Here is a 17,748-nt window from a genome sequence, read left to right as displayed (position 1 = left end):
AATTTCAGGAAAACATGGAGCTATGAAAAAAAACTACACTCACTTAATTTTTCTTCTTTTTTGTTTGCTGTTGATATCCTGCAGTATTGAAACTGTTCGTGAAAATGTGAACATTGAAGGAGAACATGGGTTCAACTTTATGGAAAGTAAACAGGAATGGGATGAACTGAAAACTAAAAACGAAAATTCCTATTTCTATATTTTTCTTGAGCAGTCGTTTACCGGAATCGGCAGTGAGACCAAAATAACTGTAGAGAGAGGAAAAGTAATCTCACGACATTACGAAGCTTATGTGATCTCAGAAGAAGATGGGAAGAAGAAAACTACCTTTTCTTACGCAGAAGAATCTAAAAAGGATCTTGGGAAGCATTCCGAAGGGGCAGCACCGGTAACTATGGATGAGCTTTACAGGAGTTGCCTGGCACAATACCTTATTGCAGATTCCGATGCAAACAGAATTTATTTCGAAACAAATGAAGAAGGGGTCATGGTCTTGTGCGGCTTTGTACCCTTTGGTTGCCAGGACGATTGTTACAGAGGAATAACAATATCTCAATTCTCCTGGATGTAAAAAAAGCCACAAGGGCAGATGCTCTTGTGGCTTTTTATTATAAAAATTACAGTACTATTTCAACTCCGGAAATTCTGCAGGATTGGATTCATGCATGATCTCATATACTTTCTCAAAAATATCTTCTACAGATGGTTTTGAAAAGTAATCTCCGTCTGTTCCGTAGGCCGGACGATGCTCTTTTGCTGTTAAAGTTTGAGGTTTACTATCGAGTTGTTTCCACGCATCCTGTTCTTCCAGGATCTTTTGCAGAATATAGGCTGAGGCTCCTCCCGGAACGTCTTCATCAATAACAAGCAACCTGTTGGTCTTTCCAACGCTCTTTGCTATGTCCTTGTTAAGATCGAAAGGCAGGAGAGACTGCACGTCGATTACTTCGGCATCAATTCCTACTTCCTGTAACTCTTTAGCTGCCTGTTCCACCAATCGTAAAGTGGATCCATAGGAGACAAGGGTAATATCTTCACCTTGTTTAACTGTTTCAACCACCCCGATAGGAGTTTTAAATTCTCCAAGGTTAGTCGGCATTTTCTCCTTCAGGCGGTAACCATTCAGAGATTCCACGATCAGTGCCGGTTCATCACTCTCCAGCAGGGTATTGTAGAATCCTGCTGCCTTTGTCATGTTACGTGGCACCAGCACGTGAATTCCTCGGATCAAGTGAAGGATTCCTCCCATTGGGGAGCCGCTATGCCAGATCCCTTCCAGCCTGTGTCCACGGGTTCTAATAATAAGTGGTGCTTTTTGTTTTCCGCGTGTTCTGTACTGGAGGGTTGCGAGATCATCACTCATGATCTGTAATGAATACAGTAGATAATCCAGATACTGGATCTCTGCTATTGGCCGAAGACCTCTCATGGCCATTCCAATTCCCTGTCCCAGAATTGTTGCCTCCCGTATTCCTGTATCGGCAATTCTCAGTTCTCCGTATTTTTCCTGAAGTCCTTCAAGCCCCTGGTTTACGTCACCAATTTCTCCGGTATCCTCTCCAAAAATGAGTGATTCAGGATGTTTTTCAAAGATCTTGTCAAAGTTATTCCTAAGAATGAGACGCCCGTCAACATCTTCTGAAGATTCATCATAAGTTGGCTCTACCGGCTCAATGTTTAATGCCTTGTATTCTGAAGAACTATATAAATGACTACTGTACTGGGGACGGGTTTCTTCAGTAAACTTGTCGATGAAATCTATCAGTTCTGTTTTTGCTGAAGAGTCCTCTCCTCTCATGTACCTCAAGGTCTTACGGGCTGCCACGAGAATATCCCGTTTAAGAGGTTCTTTGTTCCCCTGAAGTTCATTCTTTAACTGAAGAATGAAATTTTTGTTCTGGCTACTTTCTGCCGCTCTCTCGAGCACCGGTAAAACATCCTGGACTTTATTCTTAACAGGTGCCATGTGGGCTTCCCAGGCGGCCTTCTTGCCATCCCTAACCTGTTTTTTAATGTCTTTTTCTATTTCCTGTAACTCTTCCTCTGTAGCGATGTTTGTGGCGATCATCCACTCTCTCATCTTTACATTACAGTCGTATTCACGTTCCCATTGCAGTCTGTCTTCACTCTTGTAGCGCTCGTGAGAGCCCGATGTTGAATGACCTTGGGGCTGGGTGAGTTGCTGAACATGGATCAAAACAGGAGTATGCTCCTCCCTGGCTAGCTTACTCGCTTTCTCGTATGTTTCTATTAATGCAGGATAATCCCAACCATTTACGGTAAAGATTTCGTAACCGTTATTTTCTCCCTTGTCTCTTTGGAATCCTTTTAGAACTTCAGAAATATTCTGTTTGGTGGTTTGATGTCTCGCATGTACAGAAATTCCATACTCATCATCCCAAACGTTCATGACCATGGGGACCTGAAGTACCCCTGCAGCATTTATGGTTTCCCAAAAAAGGCCTTCACTGGTACTGGCATTACCTATAGTTCCCCAGGCAATTTCATTTCCATTCTTCGAAAATTTTTCGGAATCGAGGCCTTCTACATTTCTGTAGATTTTTGACGCCTGCGCAAGACCAAGGAGTCGGGGCATTTGACCCGCGGTAGGAGAGATATCTGCACTGGAGTTCTTTTGTTGAGTGAGATTTTTCCACGTACCGTCCTCATTCAAACTGTGAGTGGCAAAATGACCACCCATTTGTCGGCCGGCAGAACTGGGTTCCTGTTCAATATCTGTAGTGGCATACAAGCCTGCAAAGAATTGCTGAATATTCATGGCACCTATAGCCATCATAAAGGTCTGATCCCTGTAATAGCCCGACCGGAAATCACCATTTTCGAAAACCTTTGCCCATGCCAATTGTGGCACTTCCTTTCCATCACCAAAAATTCCGAATTTGGCCTTACCTGTGAGTACTTCCCGTCTTCCTAAAAGACTACACTCACGGCTCGTTACCGCCAGCTTATAATCACTCAGCACCTGCGCCTTAAAATCTTCAAAAGAAATTGCACTTTTTGAGGAGGTTTCACTCTGCATAATACATGTTTAAGATTACAGCAAATGTACAGAAAACAATGATTAATTACAATTCAACAGAAGTAGCTAAAAATCGTTTTTCATCAAGAAATATTACTTAATAATGAGAATAATATAAAGTATCTTCAAATGGTCGATTTTCATTAAGAAAATGAAAATTGCTTAAAACCAGCTTCGGGTAAAGAGTCCGGCGAGGGTTTGTAGGTCCAAGGTAGCTATGAACCTGATTTTTTGATCATAATTCCCTCCTTCAAATTCCCAACCTTCACTGGAATGGACCGGAAAGAAAATTTCGAAGTAGTTCTGTACCAGACTTAGACGTATTCCGGAATCATATAACAATTTGGCATCATCATTTCGGTTCTTTACCAGTCCCACATCGCTGTAGGCAAAGATCCATTTCCAAAGGGTAATGCTTCCGTTAACCGTAGTGATCCATTGGTTGGCAAATTCCGGCTCCAGCATGGATTTGAACCCACCTTCAGCAAGAATGATCTGCTGACTGAAAACTCCGCTGGTTTCACTTCTTCCGTAGTAATTATAGTCAAAGAGATAATCTGTAGGACGATCCAGGGCAAAACTAAAGTAGTCAGACTGGGGCATATCGTTATACAAAAAGGCGCCACCAAAGAAGCGTAGATTTATCTGCCGGTCATTCTTCAGCAATTGACTGTATTCCAGAGTTAGGGATGACTTGCTGAATTGCTGTGCGAGCTGGAAATCAACTGCCCCCGAAAGCCGGGTCACCATCCCTGGATTATTAAAGGAGTAGTTAATATTAAAAATACTGTAATCTGGTATTTCAAGATCTGTGAATTCGTTCTCGTCACGATATACATTGACATTTCGTACCATTATCCTTTCCTTTTTGCCGTTTCTCATATAGGAATCCCGGAAGAAAAGTGCAAGGTACGGGGTGAGACGTTGATACATGAGGTCATAACCAAAATGATACCTGCTACCACCTATTCCATATTTGATCAAGTATAGACCATCGTCAAAAAATATTTGATGGGACAGCCCTGCATTTCCCACAATGGTTTTACTCCTTGTCGCATAAAAGGGGGAAAAGTTATATTCGAAATTGCGATCCAGAACAGTCTTGTTGTACAATTTTACACCGAGGGCCAGGCCGTCATATAAATTATATTGGAACTCGGGCATAAAGAAAACCTGTTGATACCTTGGATCTTCGACATCTTTAAAAAGCCTGAATTGTAGAGGACGGTTCATAATACCACCTACAGTTCGGTAATTATTCCTCCTGTTGATCTCAGGAACCAGTCCCTCATGATTTATTGCCACCTGTTTAACACGTTTGGCGGGAATATAGACGGTACGGTAGTCTGGAGAATGTTCGACCCACTTTTTGAACACAATTTCATCATCATGAAGACCGTAGACCGGTATTGGTGCAGTAGTTCCTGTTTTGTTTCTAAGAGTTACTCTTAGCGAATCCCCCTCTCTGTTGAGGCTACGAATCTTGAAGTCGATTTCATCCTTTGTATCCAGATATTCATCAAAGAACCAATTGATATCTTTTCCTGCATTGGATTTAAGCAGGTTTTCAAAATCTTGTGAATCAACATGTTTAAGCTGGTATTTTTCATAAAACTCTTTGATAGAATAGGAAATGGTGTTGTCCTGGAGAAAATGGTCCAAGTAATTCATACCTACTCCCGCCTTAAAAGGATTGGCAATGTTTTTATTGAATTTAATCAAAGAATCCTGTGGAGTAGTGAGCGGTTGATCCAGGTGCTTACGTGCCACAAAAAGATACATGAGTGGGTATTGATCGTTAAAGGAAAGATTGGAGGCATGGAACCATCTCACTCCTATGACTTCACTTAAACTCCCCAGTAATTTTAAGTCGGGGTAATGCTCCTCAATATACTCCATCATCAGGTAGATCTGTATGGCATCAAAGATCCATTTATCCTCCCTTGGATTCAGCAGGAGTGTATTTTCAAGGTAATTTTCGGTAAGGGTTTTTAGTTGTTTAAGCTCATAACCAAACCCATCGGGGAAAGGTCTCAAAAATTTGGGTAGCTGGTTTAGTCCATACACAGGATTTGAAGCATAATCCTGTTGAGTTGATAAGATAAATGGATGAGGATAGGAGCCCAAATTATTGTTGAGGAAATTGACAATCCTCCTCACAAAGAAAGATTTCATACCCGCATTTACACCGCTGTCTGTAATATTGCTTATCACATGGAGACTGTCAACTTTTAAGTCGTCGAAAACAACATCTGTAGTGAGAAAGAGTTCAGTGTCCAATCGTTCATCTCCGGTCAGGAAAACCGTCTTCTTGCCTCCTTCAGGTTCAATTTTTTCCATTTTAAGAGCCGAAATAGCTGCAAGTTTTGAAGGAATGGTTAGCTGAATGTCCAGAGCAAGTTTAGGAAGATAAAGATCATTAAGGTTTTTATGGCTATATACCTGCCAGCCATCATTATAAACTCCTGGAACAATGAACCAGTATCTCATCCCATAGTTCCCGTTATTTTGATATCCGTAACGGGTAAATTCATCACTGGGGATCTTGACCGAGTAATTTAGGTTGATCACATATTTCTCACGAGGCGCTACAGGCTGCTTCGGAATTATTTTTATCAAATCGGGTTGTCCTTTGGGTCGTTCCCACTCCAGAAGATCAAAGGAATCTCCCATTATAGAGTTCATAGTAGTTCCTCCTCTTTTTTCCTGTCTCGCAAAATGGAAACTGCGATCGTAATCTTCGTAAAATCGACGGGCAAGAGGAGTGCGACTATCAGAAAAAGCATTCATCCAATCGCTCAAATATATCTCATGCAGCGTATCATTGCTCATGTTCCTGTATTCCAGCGTTTGCTGAATGTAAAGTGATTTTATGGAATCATTGAGCTCCGCTTTCAAATAGACGTTATGTTGTCCAAAGATCGGTAAGCAGGTGAATGCAAGGATTGAAAAGATTAAGAATCTTATGTTCAAATTAAATAGAGTAGATAGGGATTACCAATTAGCCATGCAAGATATTATTTCACTGGATAAAATTCAGCTTATTAGTAATATTTTAGTACCGACAGATGGCAAATCTTCCCGATGGAGCGGTAAGAAAGTACCTGCCGAATAAAAATAAAAAAACAGCCCTGTCAAAAAGGCTGTTTTTTTAAGGTGTTCTTCGGCAATGAATATTAGAAGTTCGGACTTAAATTATATTCCTCATAGAATTTGTCCAAAATTTCAATCACCTCGTCTGCTGTATCAACGACCTGAATAATATCGATATCACCGGCACTTATATTTTGAAAACTGTCGAGTAGAGTGGTTCGCACCCAATCTATCAAGCCACTCCAAAAGTCCCTTCCAACCAGGATGATGGGGAATTTATCGATCTTGTTGGTTTGTATAAGAGTGATTGCTTCAAAGAGTTCATCCAAAGTTCCAAATCCTCCCGGCATTACAACAAAACCCTGTGAATATTTTACGAACATTACTTTTCTAACAAAAAAGTAATCAAAGTTTATGTTCTTGTCACTATCTATATAAGGATTGTCGTGTTGTTCAAAAGGCAAATGTATATTTAAACCAACAGATGTACCTCCGGCAAGGTGGGCACCTTTATTTCCGGCTTCCATTACCCCGGGACCTCCTCCGGTAATGATCCCATAACCATGTTCTACAATCTTCTTTGCAACCTCCTCGGTCAACTTGTAGAATTTATGATCGGGTTTTGTTCTGGCCGAACCAAAAATTGATACACAAGGACCAATCTGACTTAACTTTTCATATCCATTCACAAATTCTCCCATGATCTTAAAAATGGCCCAGGAGTCATTTGTTTTTATTTCATTCCAGCTCTTATTTCTTGTTTCTGTTCTCATAAAATTTCAAATTGCGGCTAATTTAGTTCTTTTTGAAGAAAACGGGCGGTGTAACTTTTAGGATCCTTCGCTACTTCCTCTGGTGTCCCCTGAGCTACTACCTCACCTCCGTTCTTACCTCCTTCGTATCCAATATCAATGATATGATCGGCCATTTTGATCACATCCAGGTTGTGCTCAATAATGAGTACTGTATTTCCTTTGTTCGCGAGCTTATTTAAAACCTCCATGAGCACACGGATATCCTCAAAATGTAGACCCGTTGTAGGTTCATCAAGAATGTAAAAGGTGTTTCCCGTATCCCTTTTAGAAAGTTCTGTTGCGAGTTTAATCCGTTGAGCTTCCCCTCCCGATAAGGTAGTACTCTGCTGTCCAAGAGTAATATATCCTAATCCAACATCCTGAATTGTCTTAAGCTTTCTGTAGATCTTTGGTATGTTCTCAAAGAAGATCACCGATTCATTTATTGTCATGTCCAGCACATCGGCTATTGATTTGCCTTTGTACCTTATCTCCAAGGTTTCACGATTAAAACGTTTGCCCTGGCAGGTTTCACATTCCACATAAACATCTGGAAGAAAATTCATCTCGATCACGCGCAGACCTCCACCTTTACATGTTTCGCATCTTCCGCCTTTGACATTAAAGCTGAAGCGTCCTGGCTTATAACCCCGTATCATTGCTTCAGGAGTTTTTGCAAAAAGATTTCTTATTTCAGAAAAAACACCTGTGTAGGTAGCGGGATTAGAGCGTGGTGTTCGACCAATAGGAGTTTGGTTTATATCTATTACCTTGTCTATATGATCAAGGCCTTTTATTTTCTTGTAGGGCTTGGGTTTTTTGACACCGTTAAAGTAATGAGCATTCATAATGGGGTAGAGGGTCTCATTTACTAAAGTAGATTTCCCACTTCCCGAAACTCCAGTCACTGCAATCATTTTTCCCAAAGGGAAGGAGACTGAAACATTCTTTAGATTATTACCCGTTGCACCTGTGAGTTCGATTTTTTTGCCATTCCCTTTCCGCCTCTTTTTTGGAACCTCTATTTTCATACTGCCGTTGAGATAATTGGCAGTAATGGTATTGTGTTTCCGGATTTCTTCAGGACTTCCTTCACTTATGATCTCACCTCCGTGTCTACCGGCTTCGGGACCAATATCAATGACATGATCTGCCCTTTCGATCATATCCTTATCATGCTCTACAACAATTACTGAATTCCCCAGGTCTCTAAGGGCTACCAGGGAGTTGATCAATTTCTCATTATCACGTTGGTGTAGTCCGATACTGGGCTCATCCAGGATGTAAAGCACACCTACAAGTTGAGAACCTATCTGGGTGGCCAGCCTGATTCGTTGCGCTTCTCCTCCAGAAAGAGATTTTGAGCCTCTGTTTAACGAGAGGTAATTCAGCCCTACATCAACAAGAAATTGCAGGCGTACAGAGATCTCCTTTATGACCTCAGCTGCAATTTTCTGTTGTTTTTCTGAAAGCTGGGAATTCAGATCTTTAAACCAGGCAGCAAGGTCAACAATATCTTTTTGAGCAAGTTCGGCAATATTTTTTCCGTTGACTTTAAAATAGAGAGATTCTTTTTTCAACCGGCTGCCTTCACATTCCGGACATTTAATTTTGTCCATGTAATCTTTGGCCCACCGACGTAGAGAGGCAGATTCATTTTTTTCATAGGTCTCCTCTATAAAGGTAGCGACCCCTTCAAAATCAATTTTATATTCTCTTGTGATACCCAGGGTTTTCGATTCTTTACTGAATTTTTCCTTGCCGCCATACAGGATCATGTTCAAAGCCTCCTGCGGAATTTTGGTTACAGGATCTGTAAGACTGAAGTCAAAACGTTCTGCGATCAACTGCAGCTGACTAAAGATCCAGTTCTTTTTTTGCGGACCATGTGGGGCAAGAGCGCCATTTTTTATACTTTTTGAGGGATCAGGAATGATTTTCTTTTCATTGACCTTATGCAGGGAACCAATACCATTACATACAGGACATGCACCCTTTGGAGAGTTGAATGAAAAGTTATTCGGTTCAGGATTAGGATAGGAAATACCTGAAGTAGGGCACATGAGATTCCGGCTGAAGTATTTGATCTCCCCACTATCCTGGTCCATGATCATGAGTACATCATCTCCATGGTGCATGGCCGTTTTGATGCTTTCTGAAAGACGCTTTCCGGACTCTTCACCCTCTGAAATTTTAATTCTGTCTACAACTATTTCAATCTCGTGGATCTTGTATCGATCCAACTTCATCCCTTTCACGATATCCCTTACCTCTCCATCAACCCGCACCTTTAGAAAGCCCTGTTTGGCTATTTGCTCAAATAGCTCTCTATAATGCCCTTTTCGGGACCTAATTACCGGAGCAAGAACATTTATCCTTTTACCCTGGAAATTCTTTAGAATCAATTCCTGGATTTGTTCATCGCTATAGCTTACCATCTTTTCTCCAGTGTTGAAGCTGTAAGCGTCACTAGCACGGGCAAACAGGAGTCTTAAAAAATCATAGATCTCGGTGATGGTTCCTACAGTACTTCTGGGGCTCTTACTGGTTGTCTTCTGTTCTATAGCAATGACAGGAGAGAGACCATCAATTTTATCGACGTCGGGTCTTTCCAACCCTCCAAGAAACTGGCGGGCGTAAGCGGAAAAGGTCTCGATGTACCTACGTTGACCTTCAGCATAGATAGTATCGAAGGCCAAGGAGGACTTACCTGAACCCGATAATCCCGTAATGACTACAAGCTTTTCGCGCGGTATTTTTACGTCAATATTCTTAAGATTATGGACCCGGGCCCCCAGTATTTCAATAAATTCTTCTGTAACTGCCATAAAATTTTTTGCAAGGGGGCAAAGGTACTGAAACTGCAGTTATTAAGAAAGGAAACAAACCTTAGAGGTATGACCTCCTGAAAATAGCAAAAGCCAAATTTTTTCTGTCAAAAAATTTCTTAAGATGAGCTTCTTGTAGATTAATTTTAAGTTAAACCGACATCTTTTTGTAGGAAAAAACGAATTTTAAGTAATTATAAGTCAGATAATTAGCACACAAGTTTAGGATTACTTTTAAAGATGCTTCTATATCTTTACTTCTGAAAGTTAGGCAGTTTATACGCTGCTAGGTGTAAGGAAAAATATTTTGTTCTGAAAGAATATGGAAAAGAAACAACTACTACTAATTACCAAAAATCAGGACCTGGCGGAAAATGTCGAAAAAGAAGCTAATTTTGACTTCCTTACTACTCATGTTAATGGTGTTCACGCCGGCTACCCTTTAGCTCTTACCATTTTACCCGATGTGATCCTTATCGATTATTCTTCTCTTGGTCTTGAAAGTCTTAAAAATCTGTCCCGCTTCAAATCCACACATTTTTTAAACAAATCTTTCCTTTTCCTTCTTGGGGACCAGGAAAATAAAAAATTTCTGAATAATAACTTTTCAGATATAGTGGATGGGATCATTTACGATAAAGGTTGTTATTATGTTATTGTACAAGATCTGGTAGAAAAGACCAGGGTGAAAAAGTGTATCACCAACTATTGGAAGGATTCCTTTATGGGATTATTTAATCTGCTGGAATATCCGGTGATTTTGTTGCAGGACGAAAAGGTTGTAGCAATGAACGACGCGTTTAAAAAGGATTTCTTTATAACCGGAAAACAGGAACTGGATCTCACAGATCTTGTTGTCGAAAAGAACCGGTTAAAGGTCAGGGAAACTCTCAGGAAATTTGTTCGCGGAAAACATATGAAGGCTGTCACTAAGACTAACCTCGTAATGAATGAAAAGATAAGGGAGGCGAGGATCACTTTTTCTAAACTCGATATGAACCTGTGTGGTCAAATGATCATGATGATAAACTTTACAGGTAATGAATTTCCTTTAAAAGAAGAAGTAGGTACCAGTTCTATTGAAACGGAAAAATATTTCTCGGCCAATTGTAATGAAGAAGAGCAGTGTTTTACCAAAAGGGAAAAAGAAATTATTGCCTTGTTGTGTAAAGGTTACAAAACCAAAGAAATTTCTGAAGCTCTGTGTATCTCGGCAAAAACAATTGAGAAACACAGAGCTAATATTATAAGGAGAACCCATTCAGGGACAATTCTCGAAAGTATTGTGTATGCTTTGAATCACAACCTTATTGAAATATGAGGAAAAGGAGGAAAAGGAGGGTTTTCCCCCATTGATATAGATTAAGATAAATCCTACATTTAACAGGAATTCTCTTAGCTCCCCCAAAGACTTGCGCATGGCGCAGACTATAAACTGAAGTTTATTAACCATTATATATTTATTAACCATTCTAAATTTTATTAATCAAAAACCTATTAATTATGAAACACTTTAAATTTTCGATGGCCTGGCTTGCAATGCTGGCCTTAATCTTTACTTCGTGTAGTAAAGAAGAATCTGACTCGGTAGCAGGAGATCAGGAATTAGTGCAAATTACTTTCGGCTCATTAATGAATGATTTTAATAGCCAAAATAAGCAGGCAGACCCTGGGGAGTGTAGTGATGCTGCCCCTTCCTATGTCCTTATTGGAATTACAGAAGGTGCAGATCCTAACAGTACAAATTATGTAGATGATGGAGATCCTGATGCAGATGACTATTTGGAGGTGGATCTTAAGTGGAACGCCAGCATGAATGTCTGGGAAACCGAGTACACTGATCTTCTTGCCTTACCAGCAGGACCTTATCAATTACAACATTTTGTTGTTTACGACGAAGGAGGTAACGTTCTTTGGGTTGCCCCCCGTACAGGAGGTGCATATGCTACCAATGTAGATAATCCACTGCCTCAGCTCATAACTCTAGCAGCCGGTACCAAACCCTATATCAATGTTGATGTGCTCTGTTATATTCCAAGATCTGAGGAGGCCTATGGTTATTTGTTCTTTGATCTAAATCAGGTAAGAATAGAAAATAACTACTGTATTTTCGTCGATTTTTGCTGGGATGAGACCGGACGTGACTATCCTGCAGAATTTTCTGTTGAGGTGTGGTCAGATGACTTTGACGGTACTCCTGTAGCCCTTAATAACAGCGGAAATACGGTTACCACTGGAACCTGGCCTTCAGCTAGCGTATTATGTTTTGCTCTACCGGAAATAGCCGCAGATGAACTTTATTACATAAGAGTAACATTAGAAGATTATGATGGGGCTTACGAATTGGATCCAGAACAAGATTATATCGTGGACTTTACTATTAGTCAGGCTGATATTGATGCACAACTTCAGATGACTCCTCGATATGAGCATATAAGATATAATTGCCAACCACCTTCTGATGATCCTTGTGTTCCTGGTGCAAGTAACAAGCCCGGTGACTGGAATAATGACTGTGTGGTAGATTGTAGAGATACAAATACCTGTCCAGATGATCCAACATGTCCAAATGGCCCTGTACCAGGTGATACTAATGGAGACTGCGAGGTTACTTGTGCAGATGACGATAGCTGTGAAGAACCTTGTGATGTACCTGGAGACACTAACGGTGATTGTGTAGTCACATGTGCAGATGATAATTCTTGTCCGGAAGAAAGATGTGATACCGCCTATATGTTTGGTGATTATATTCTAATGGATAATTATCCCGGAAATAACTGGGGTTGGGGATTACTTGTTGACGGACAAGGTGTAGATATCGATGATGATTATATCGTGGGGGCAGGTGAATGGTTAATTCCTTTCTATGCCGGTGCCGGTCAAAATGATACAAGCAAAGGCTGGAGAGCCGGAGATGTGAGAATTAAAGTAGTTGATGGCGATATAACCATAACAATTGAACCTGCTGATGAAAACGTAACTATCGGTGACACTCATTTCTGGTTTAGTGACAATGATGAGCAAGATATGCTGTGGCCTGCAAACCGGGCACCAGGATCTTTTGATATGGGCAATGGTAGTCTAACGTTTACAGTAGAAGATATTGACGCATCCGGTCCTTACGCCATCATAGTTCATGCTGGAGACACTTGCTACAACTATGATAATGAATAATTAAATCTAAACCTCTCATCCTATTCTGGATGAGAGGTCTTAAATAATTTTTATTAACCATTCTAATTAATTATTAATCAAATCAATTTATTATGAAAAATTTTAAAATTTCCATTGCCTGGCTTGCAGTTCTGGCGCTTATTTTTACTTCTTGTAGTAAAGAAGAATCTGGAGCAGTAACTGATGATCAGGAATTAATCCAAGTTACTTTCGGATCCCTTATGAACGACTTTAATTCCCAAAACAAACAAGCTGAACCTGGGGAGTGTAGCACTGCAGATCCTGCCTATGTTCATGTAGCCATTACAGATAGTAACGGGGATTATATAGGAGACGATGATGGAATTGATGTTCCTAATGTCAATTTTATTCCGGTGAACCTAAAGTGGAATTCGGCTATGAACGTTTGGGAAACCGAGTATACAGATGCTCTTGCACTTGAAGCAGGTGACTATACATTAGAGTACTTTGTTGTATTTGACGCCGATGATAATCCAATTTGGGTAGCTCCACGCTTAGATGGTGCTTACGGTAGTAATGTAGGTAATCCTCTTCCAAATGACTTTACTTTGGATCCAGGAACAAAACCTTATATTACAGTTGACGTATTATGCTATGTTCCTAGAAATGAAGAAGCATATGGATATCTTTTCTTTGATATTAACACATATACAATTACTAACAACTACTGCTTATTTGTTAACTACTGTGCTGGTGACGGACGTGATTATCCTGCTTACTTTAGCGTAGATGTTTGGACAGAAGGATATGGACAAGGACTGCAGATTATTGATGGAGCCACTAATTCTATAGATGATTCAGGGGATTGGCCGGCAGCTTCTGTTCTTTGTATGCCATTGCCAGAACTCATGGGTGACGATACTTATTATGTGACAGTTACCGTAATGAATCATGACGACCTAGATTACACTGCAGATGAAATGGATTACATGGAGTTTGAAATCAGTCAGGCTGATATTGATGCTCAATTGAACATGACTCCAAGATATGAGCACGTACGATTTGAGTGTGGTGAAGATACTGGTGGAGGTGAAGACTGTCCTACTGTAGTTGATTGTTCTCTTGACATAAGCGGTGATCTTGAAGATGATTTCTGTGAACAAACTTATATAGAGGGATCTAACAACGGTTGGGTTCAGGTCAATAGCGCGGAAGAATTTTTCCTAGTTTATCCTGCAGATGTTGGAACCGACGAATTCAGGGTTGGTACTGCAAGTGTTTCAATTAATATGAGCAATGAGATTTCTGTTACATTAGATACTCCTGAAGAATCAGTAGATGTAATAACTGACACAGATAATATTACAGCTTGGGAAATACTAGTTAGTCCAAGTGTTGATGGTGTCAAATCTGAATGTGAGGAAAGTAGATGTGGAAGTGATGCAAATGGTATCTTCGAAGAAATTACACCAGAAGCATTTAACGGGTTTACATATGAATACCCAGTTTTTGTGAAGGTAAGAACTGTGAATTGTTTCAATCCGCTTTAAATAATTAAAGTGTAGTTAAAAACTACAATTTAAAACTAGAAGCCGTCTCATTTACAAAAATGAGGCGGTTTTTTATTCTAAGGGGGTAAATAACCCAAGGCTTGCCTCGCATGCAAAAAATAGTAATATTTGAGCGTGAGCCCAAGTAAGCATCTTTATAAAAGCCATTATGTTTCGTTATTCATTTACCATTTGATTGCTCAACAAAGTATCGTCGATTTGTATTAAATCCCAAAGTAGATATAATTTTAAAGCAAACTTTTTGGCAATAGAAGATAGATATGAAATTAGTTTTCTTGAAATAGGTTCTGATAAAGAACATTTTTCATTTCCTTTTGCAAAGTGTTCCAACCTACAGCCCTAGGAAAATTGCTCGAAAAGTAAAAAGTATACCAGCAAGAGAAATCTTTGCTCAGGCACCTGGAGTCAAGCGAGCATTATGGGGAGGTGCATTTGGGGGCAGTGGCTTTTACATCAATACCGTGGGAAGACATAGCAATGAAAAAATAATCGCCGCCTACGTCAAAAACCAAGGAAGTGAGAAGGATTAAAAAAAGATTTACAACTGAACTTATTCTAACAAATGTCTCGGGGTTTGCCCCGAGGATTATTTACTCAAAGAAAATAAATAGTCCTACTTGCCTTGCACGAAAAAAGTAATCTTTGGACTGGAGTTAATGATCATCTTTACAAAAGCCATGACGTCTCTTTCTTTACCATCTGGTCTGTTCAGTAAAATATTGCTGTTTCATTCTACTCCCAAATGTAGATAAGATATTTAGCGAGAGAAAGATAAAGATCTTATTCGTTTATCTCCTAATTACCTGGTATAACACCTTCAGAATCTATCTTCCTTTTTCTACATCTTTTTCTCTCTCTTTGATTTTTTCATGATACTTGTCCGTTTAAAATTTCAGTCAAATATGTCTTGTAATACCTGCTGATGAAATTTCCTACAGGTTCTGACAATCAGAATGTTAAAGTTTAATTAAATCCTATTAAAATATTATTAATTTATATTTTTACGTCGTCTTCTATTTTAGAGAACGAGAACTGAATTGTTTAATCTCAAAAATAACATAAACGAACCAGAAAGCACCGTACATTACCCAAACCCAATCAAGATTATCAACTGGAAAACAACTTTGGCATAGTTATTACATGAGTAACAACAGAAAAATTTTTTAAGAATTTTTTTAGTTTTAAAACCTATATCAACTCAAAAATTTTAACGCCATCGAAACTACTAAAAATACATTTTATACTGTAGACCCCAAGGCTACTAAAATTAAAACCCATAAAAACCTACTTATGAGAAGATTAAGATTTCAAATTTTACTACCGGCCTTAGCTTTATTGGCCTCTTGTTCAAAGGATGTGCCTGAAGATATGGAAGTCACTGAAGGAACAGATCCTACTGTTGAGACTGTATCACTTGAAGATGCTACGGAAGTAGCTTATCCTAATCCCGGTTCAGTTACCGAAGTTTATTTTGCAGGTCAACAACTGCCTGTTGAGCAGATAAATGGAGACTATATTTATCAGGGAGATATCCTCTTGCCACCGGACATGGTTAGCCATGAGGAAGTAGAGGTGGTATTTGATAAAGATGAAGAAATACCTGCTAATAAAAGTGTAGGCCGTACCTCCGGGAGATGGACAAATAACACGGTGTATTATTCTATTGAAAGTTCCCTTGACAATAAAACCCGTGTATATGATGCTATAAAACACTGGGAAGCCAATACGAATCTGGACTTCGTAGAACGAACTAATGAATCCAATTACATTTACTTTGTTACCGGTTCCGGATGTTCTTCTTATGTTGGAATGGTAGGCGGTAGACAGAATATTACCCTGTCTTCATCATGTTCAACAGGTAATACCATCCACGAGATAGGTCACGCTATAGGTTTATGGCATGAGCAAAGTAGAATAGATAGAGAGAACTATATTACCATTAATTATGGAAATATTCAAAGCGGAAGAGAACATAACTTCCACACCTACACTCAGCAGGGAATGGATGGTGATGAATATACAAGTTCTTTAGACTTTGGCTCTATAATGATGTACGGACCCTATTCTTTTTCAAGTAACGGTAAACCTACCATTGTGAAAAAGGATGGAAGTACTTTCTCTGTTCAACGCTCTGCACTTTCTACGGGAGACAAAACAGGTATTAATAACATGTATCCTTATACATCTGGAGGAAATACTACCACAACTACTCCGGAAGAAACTTATGTAAATGGAGAAATGTATGTTGTATATGGAGTTTATCTTCTCAGAAATAATGATACCTGGTATTATTATAACCGTAATTATGGTTGGTTGGAAGTCTTCAACCGAGGAGGTTACTGGTTCTATAAGTAACCATATTCTACTAAAGATAAACCCGGCTGCCCCGCCGGGTTTTTTTATGCTTTTTAAACAGACCAGGATTCTTCGTGTTAGGAATTATTTAAGAATTGTGTGGCAATTTTCTACAATAATTGTAGAGAGGATTGTAGATTTCCCCAATTATGATTTTCTTAAGAAAGATTGGCCCGTTCAACTCAGGGAAAAAAGAAAAAATCTAGTCCAGGAGGATTCTTAGCTTCTCATCTGAATATTTATGCAGTTCTGGAAAAAATGATCTGAACTCCTCTTCAAATTCTTTATAATGCTCTTGCAGGTCGTTAACCGCCTTGTCCATTTGTACAATATTCTTTGTACGCAAATTCATTTGATAAAGAATTCGACTTATTCCCTCAATACTTGCGTACCTAAGCAGCCAGTTTTCGGATACCATGTAAGGCAAAAAGCCTTGAATGGGCGCCGGTAGTAAGTCAAATTTTCTTTGGAGTAGTTTATAAAATTCAGCTACAAAATTTTCCAGAGGGACTTCAGAATAATCTTGCCAGTTAGAAGCAAGGAAATGATCATAGTAAATGTCTACTATTACTCCGCTGTAATGGCTATAGTTCTTGTACAATTTAGAAGCACTGGTCCTAACAATCGGGTGGGAATCTGTGTAAGTGTCAATAGCGCGGTGCAGTATGATTCCTTTTTGAACTGAAGGAGGGTATTTCAGATATTTTCTTCCTTTAATAGAATCGGCTATAAAATTGCCGAGGATGATATCTTCATTATTTCCGGAGAGGTATATATGGGCAAGAAAATTCATTAAGGCTAAGGTAAAAAATCCGGGTGTTTAAATTTTGTTAAGGTTTGGGTCTGCTGCAGAAGGACCGTATCTTTGTGCGGCCCTGTAATTTCTGCAGATTAACTTCCGCAGAAGACAGGTCCTTAAAATGACATTTTTG

10 protein-coding genes and 1 pseudogene are annotated in these 17,748 nt (G+C 39.5%); 6 read left to right on the top strand and 5 right to left on the bottom strand.

The window, feature by feature from the left end:
* The first annotated feature begins 22 nt into the window (after window positions 1-22).
* Window positions 23-571 carry a hypothetical protein gene (locus VR862_RS01900; RefSeq protein WP_324719248.1) on the top strand — a complete coding sequence of 183 codons (549 nt, stop codon included), beginning with the start codon at window positions 23-25 and terminating at the stop codon, window positions 569-571.
* A gap of 54 nt (window positions 572-625) precedes the next feature.
* Here VR862_RS01900 and VR862_RS01895 read toward each other — a convergent pair whose 3' ends face one another.
* The 4 genes from VR862_RS01895 to uvrA form a co-directional block, all read right to left on the bottom strand.
* A complete protein-coding gene (locus tag VR862_RS01895; RefSeq protein WP_324719247.1) occupies window positions 626-3,040 on the bottom strand; it encodes an alpha-ketoacid dehydrogenase subunit alpha/beta in 2,415 nt (804 codons plus the stop codon).
* A gap of 162 nt (window positions 3,041-3,202) precedes the next feature.
* A complete protein-coding gene (locus VR862_RS01890; protein WP_324719246.1) occupies window positions 3,203-5,938 on the bottom strand; it encodes a gluzincin family metallopeptidase in 2,736 nt (911 codons plus the stop codon).
* A gap of 278 nt (window positions 5,939-6,216) precedes the next feature.
* Window positions 6,217-6,906, bottom strand: a complete 690-nt coding sequence (locus VR862_RS01885) for an LOG family protein (protein WP_324719245.1) — start codon at window positions 6,904-6,906, stop codon at window positions 6,217-6,219.
* 17 nt (window positions 6,907-6,923) lie between these two features.
* Window positions 6,924-9,755, bottom strand: a complete 2,832-nt coding sequence (gene uvrA / locus VR862_RS01880; protein ID WP_324719244.1) for an excinuclease ABC subunit UvrA — start codon at window positions 9,753-9,755, stop codon at window positions 6,924-6,926.
* 322 nt (window positions 9,756-10,077) lie between these two features.
* Between uvrA and VR862_RS01875 the strand changes: the two genes are divergently transcribed.
* The 5 genes and pseudogenes from VR862_RS01875 to VR862_RS01855 all read left to right on the top strand — a co-directional run bounded on the left by VR862_RS01875 (window position 10,078) and on the right by VR862_RS01855 (window position 16,816).
* A complete protein-coding gene (locus tag VR862_RS01875; RefSeq protein ID WP_324719243.1) occupies window positions 10,078-11,076 on the top strand; it encodes a response regulator transcription factor in 999 nt (332 codons plus the stop codon).
* Between the two features lie 182 nt (window positions 11,077-11,258).
* Window positions 11,259-12,929 carry a hypothetical protein gene (locus tag VR862_RS01870; protein ID WP_324719242.1) on the top strand — a complete coding sequence of 557 codons (1,671 nt, stop codon included), beginning with the start codon at window positions 11,259-11,261 and terminating at the stop codon, window positions 12,927-12,929.
* Between the two features lie 92 nt (window positions 12,930-13,021).
* On the top strand, window positions 13,022-14,440 hold the full coding sequence (locus VR862_RS01865; protein ID WP_324719241.1) for a hypothetical protein: 1,419 nt from the start codon (window positions 13,022-13,024) through the stop codon (window positions 14,438-14,440).
* Between the two features lie 135 nt (window positions 14,441-14,575).
* Window positions 14,576-14,991, top strand: a pseudogene (tnpA, locus tag VR862_RS01860) (IS200/IS605 family transposase).
* A gap of 760 nt (window positions 14,992-15,751) precedes the next feature.
* Window positions 15,752-16,816, top strand: coding sequence for a M12 family metallopeptidase (locus VR862_RS01855; protein ID WP_324719240.1), 1,065 nt, complete (start codon window positions 15,752-15,754; stop codon window positions 16,814-16,816).
* 202 nt (window positions 16,817-17,018) lie between these two features.
* Here the strand turns inward: VR862_RS01855 and VR862_RS01850 are convergent, their stop codons facing one another.
* The gene (locus VR862_RS01850; RefSeq protein WP_324719239.1) at window positions 17,019-17,609 is read right to left on the bottom strand and encodes an acyl carrier protein phosphodiesterase; all 591 of its coding nucleotides are present in this window, start codon (window positions 17,607-17,609) and stop codon (window positions 17,019-17,021) included.
* Window positions 17,610-17,748 lie beyond the last annotated feature (139 nt).

The sequence above is a fragment of the Salinimicrobium aquimaris genome (assembly GCF_035607535.1).
In the GTDB taxonomy this organism is placed as follows: domain Bacteria; phylum Bacteroidota; class Bacteroidia; order Flavobacteriales; family Flavobacteriaceae; genus Salinimicrobium.
Note: the sequence above shows the minus strand (reverse complement) of the source record. Positions and strands in the feature narration are given on the sequence as shown.

Bases quoted from the DNA above. Each gene is read 5' to 3' on its own strand.
- VR862_RS01900 (WP_324719248.1), top strand. From the start codon at position 23: ATGAAAAAAAACTACACTCACTTAATTTTTCTTCTTTTTTGTTTGCTG.
- VR862_RS01895 (WP_324719247.1), bottom strand. From the start codon at position 3,040: ATGCAGAGTGAAACCTCCTCAAAAAGTGCAATTTCTTTTGAAGATTTT.
- VR862_RS01885 (WP_324719245.1), bottom strand. From the start codon at position 6,906: ATGAGAACAGAAACAAGAAATAAGAGCTGGAATGAAATAAAAACAAAT.
- uvrA (WP_324719244.1), bottom strand. From the start codon at position 9,755: ATGGCAGTTACAGAAGAATTTATTGAAATACTGGGGGCCCGGGTCCAT.
- VR862_RS01875 (WP_324719243.1), top strand. From the start codon at position 10,078: ATGGAAAAGAAACAACTACTACTAATTACCAAAAATCAGGACCTGGCG.
- VR862_RS01870 (WP_324719242.1), top strand. From the start codon at position 11,259: ATGAAACACTTTAAATTTTCGATGGCCTGGCTTGCAATGCTGGCCTTA.
- VR862_RS01865 (WP_324719241.1), top strand. From the start codon at position 13,022: ATGAAAAATTTTAAAATTTCCATTGCCTGGCTTGCAGTTCTGGCGCTT.
- VR862_RS01855 (WP_324719240.1), top strand. From the start codon at position 15,752: ATGAGAAGATTAAGATTTCAAATTTTACTACCGGCCTTAGCTTTATTG.
- VR862_RS01850 (WP_324719239.1), bottom strand. From the start codon at position 17,609: ATGAATTTTCTTGCCCATATATACCTCTCCGGAAATAATGAAGATATC.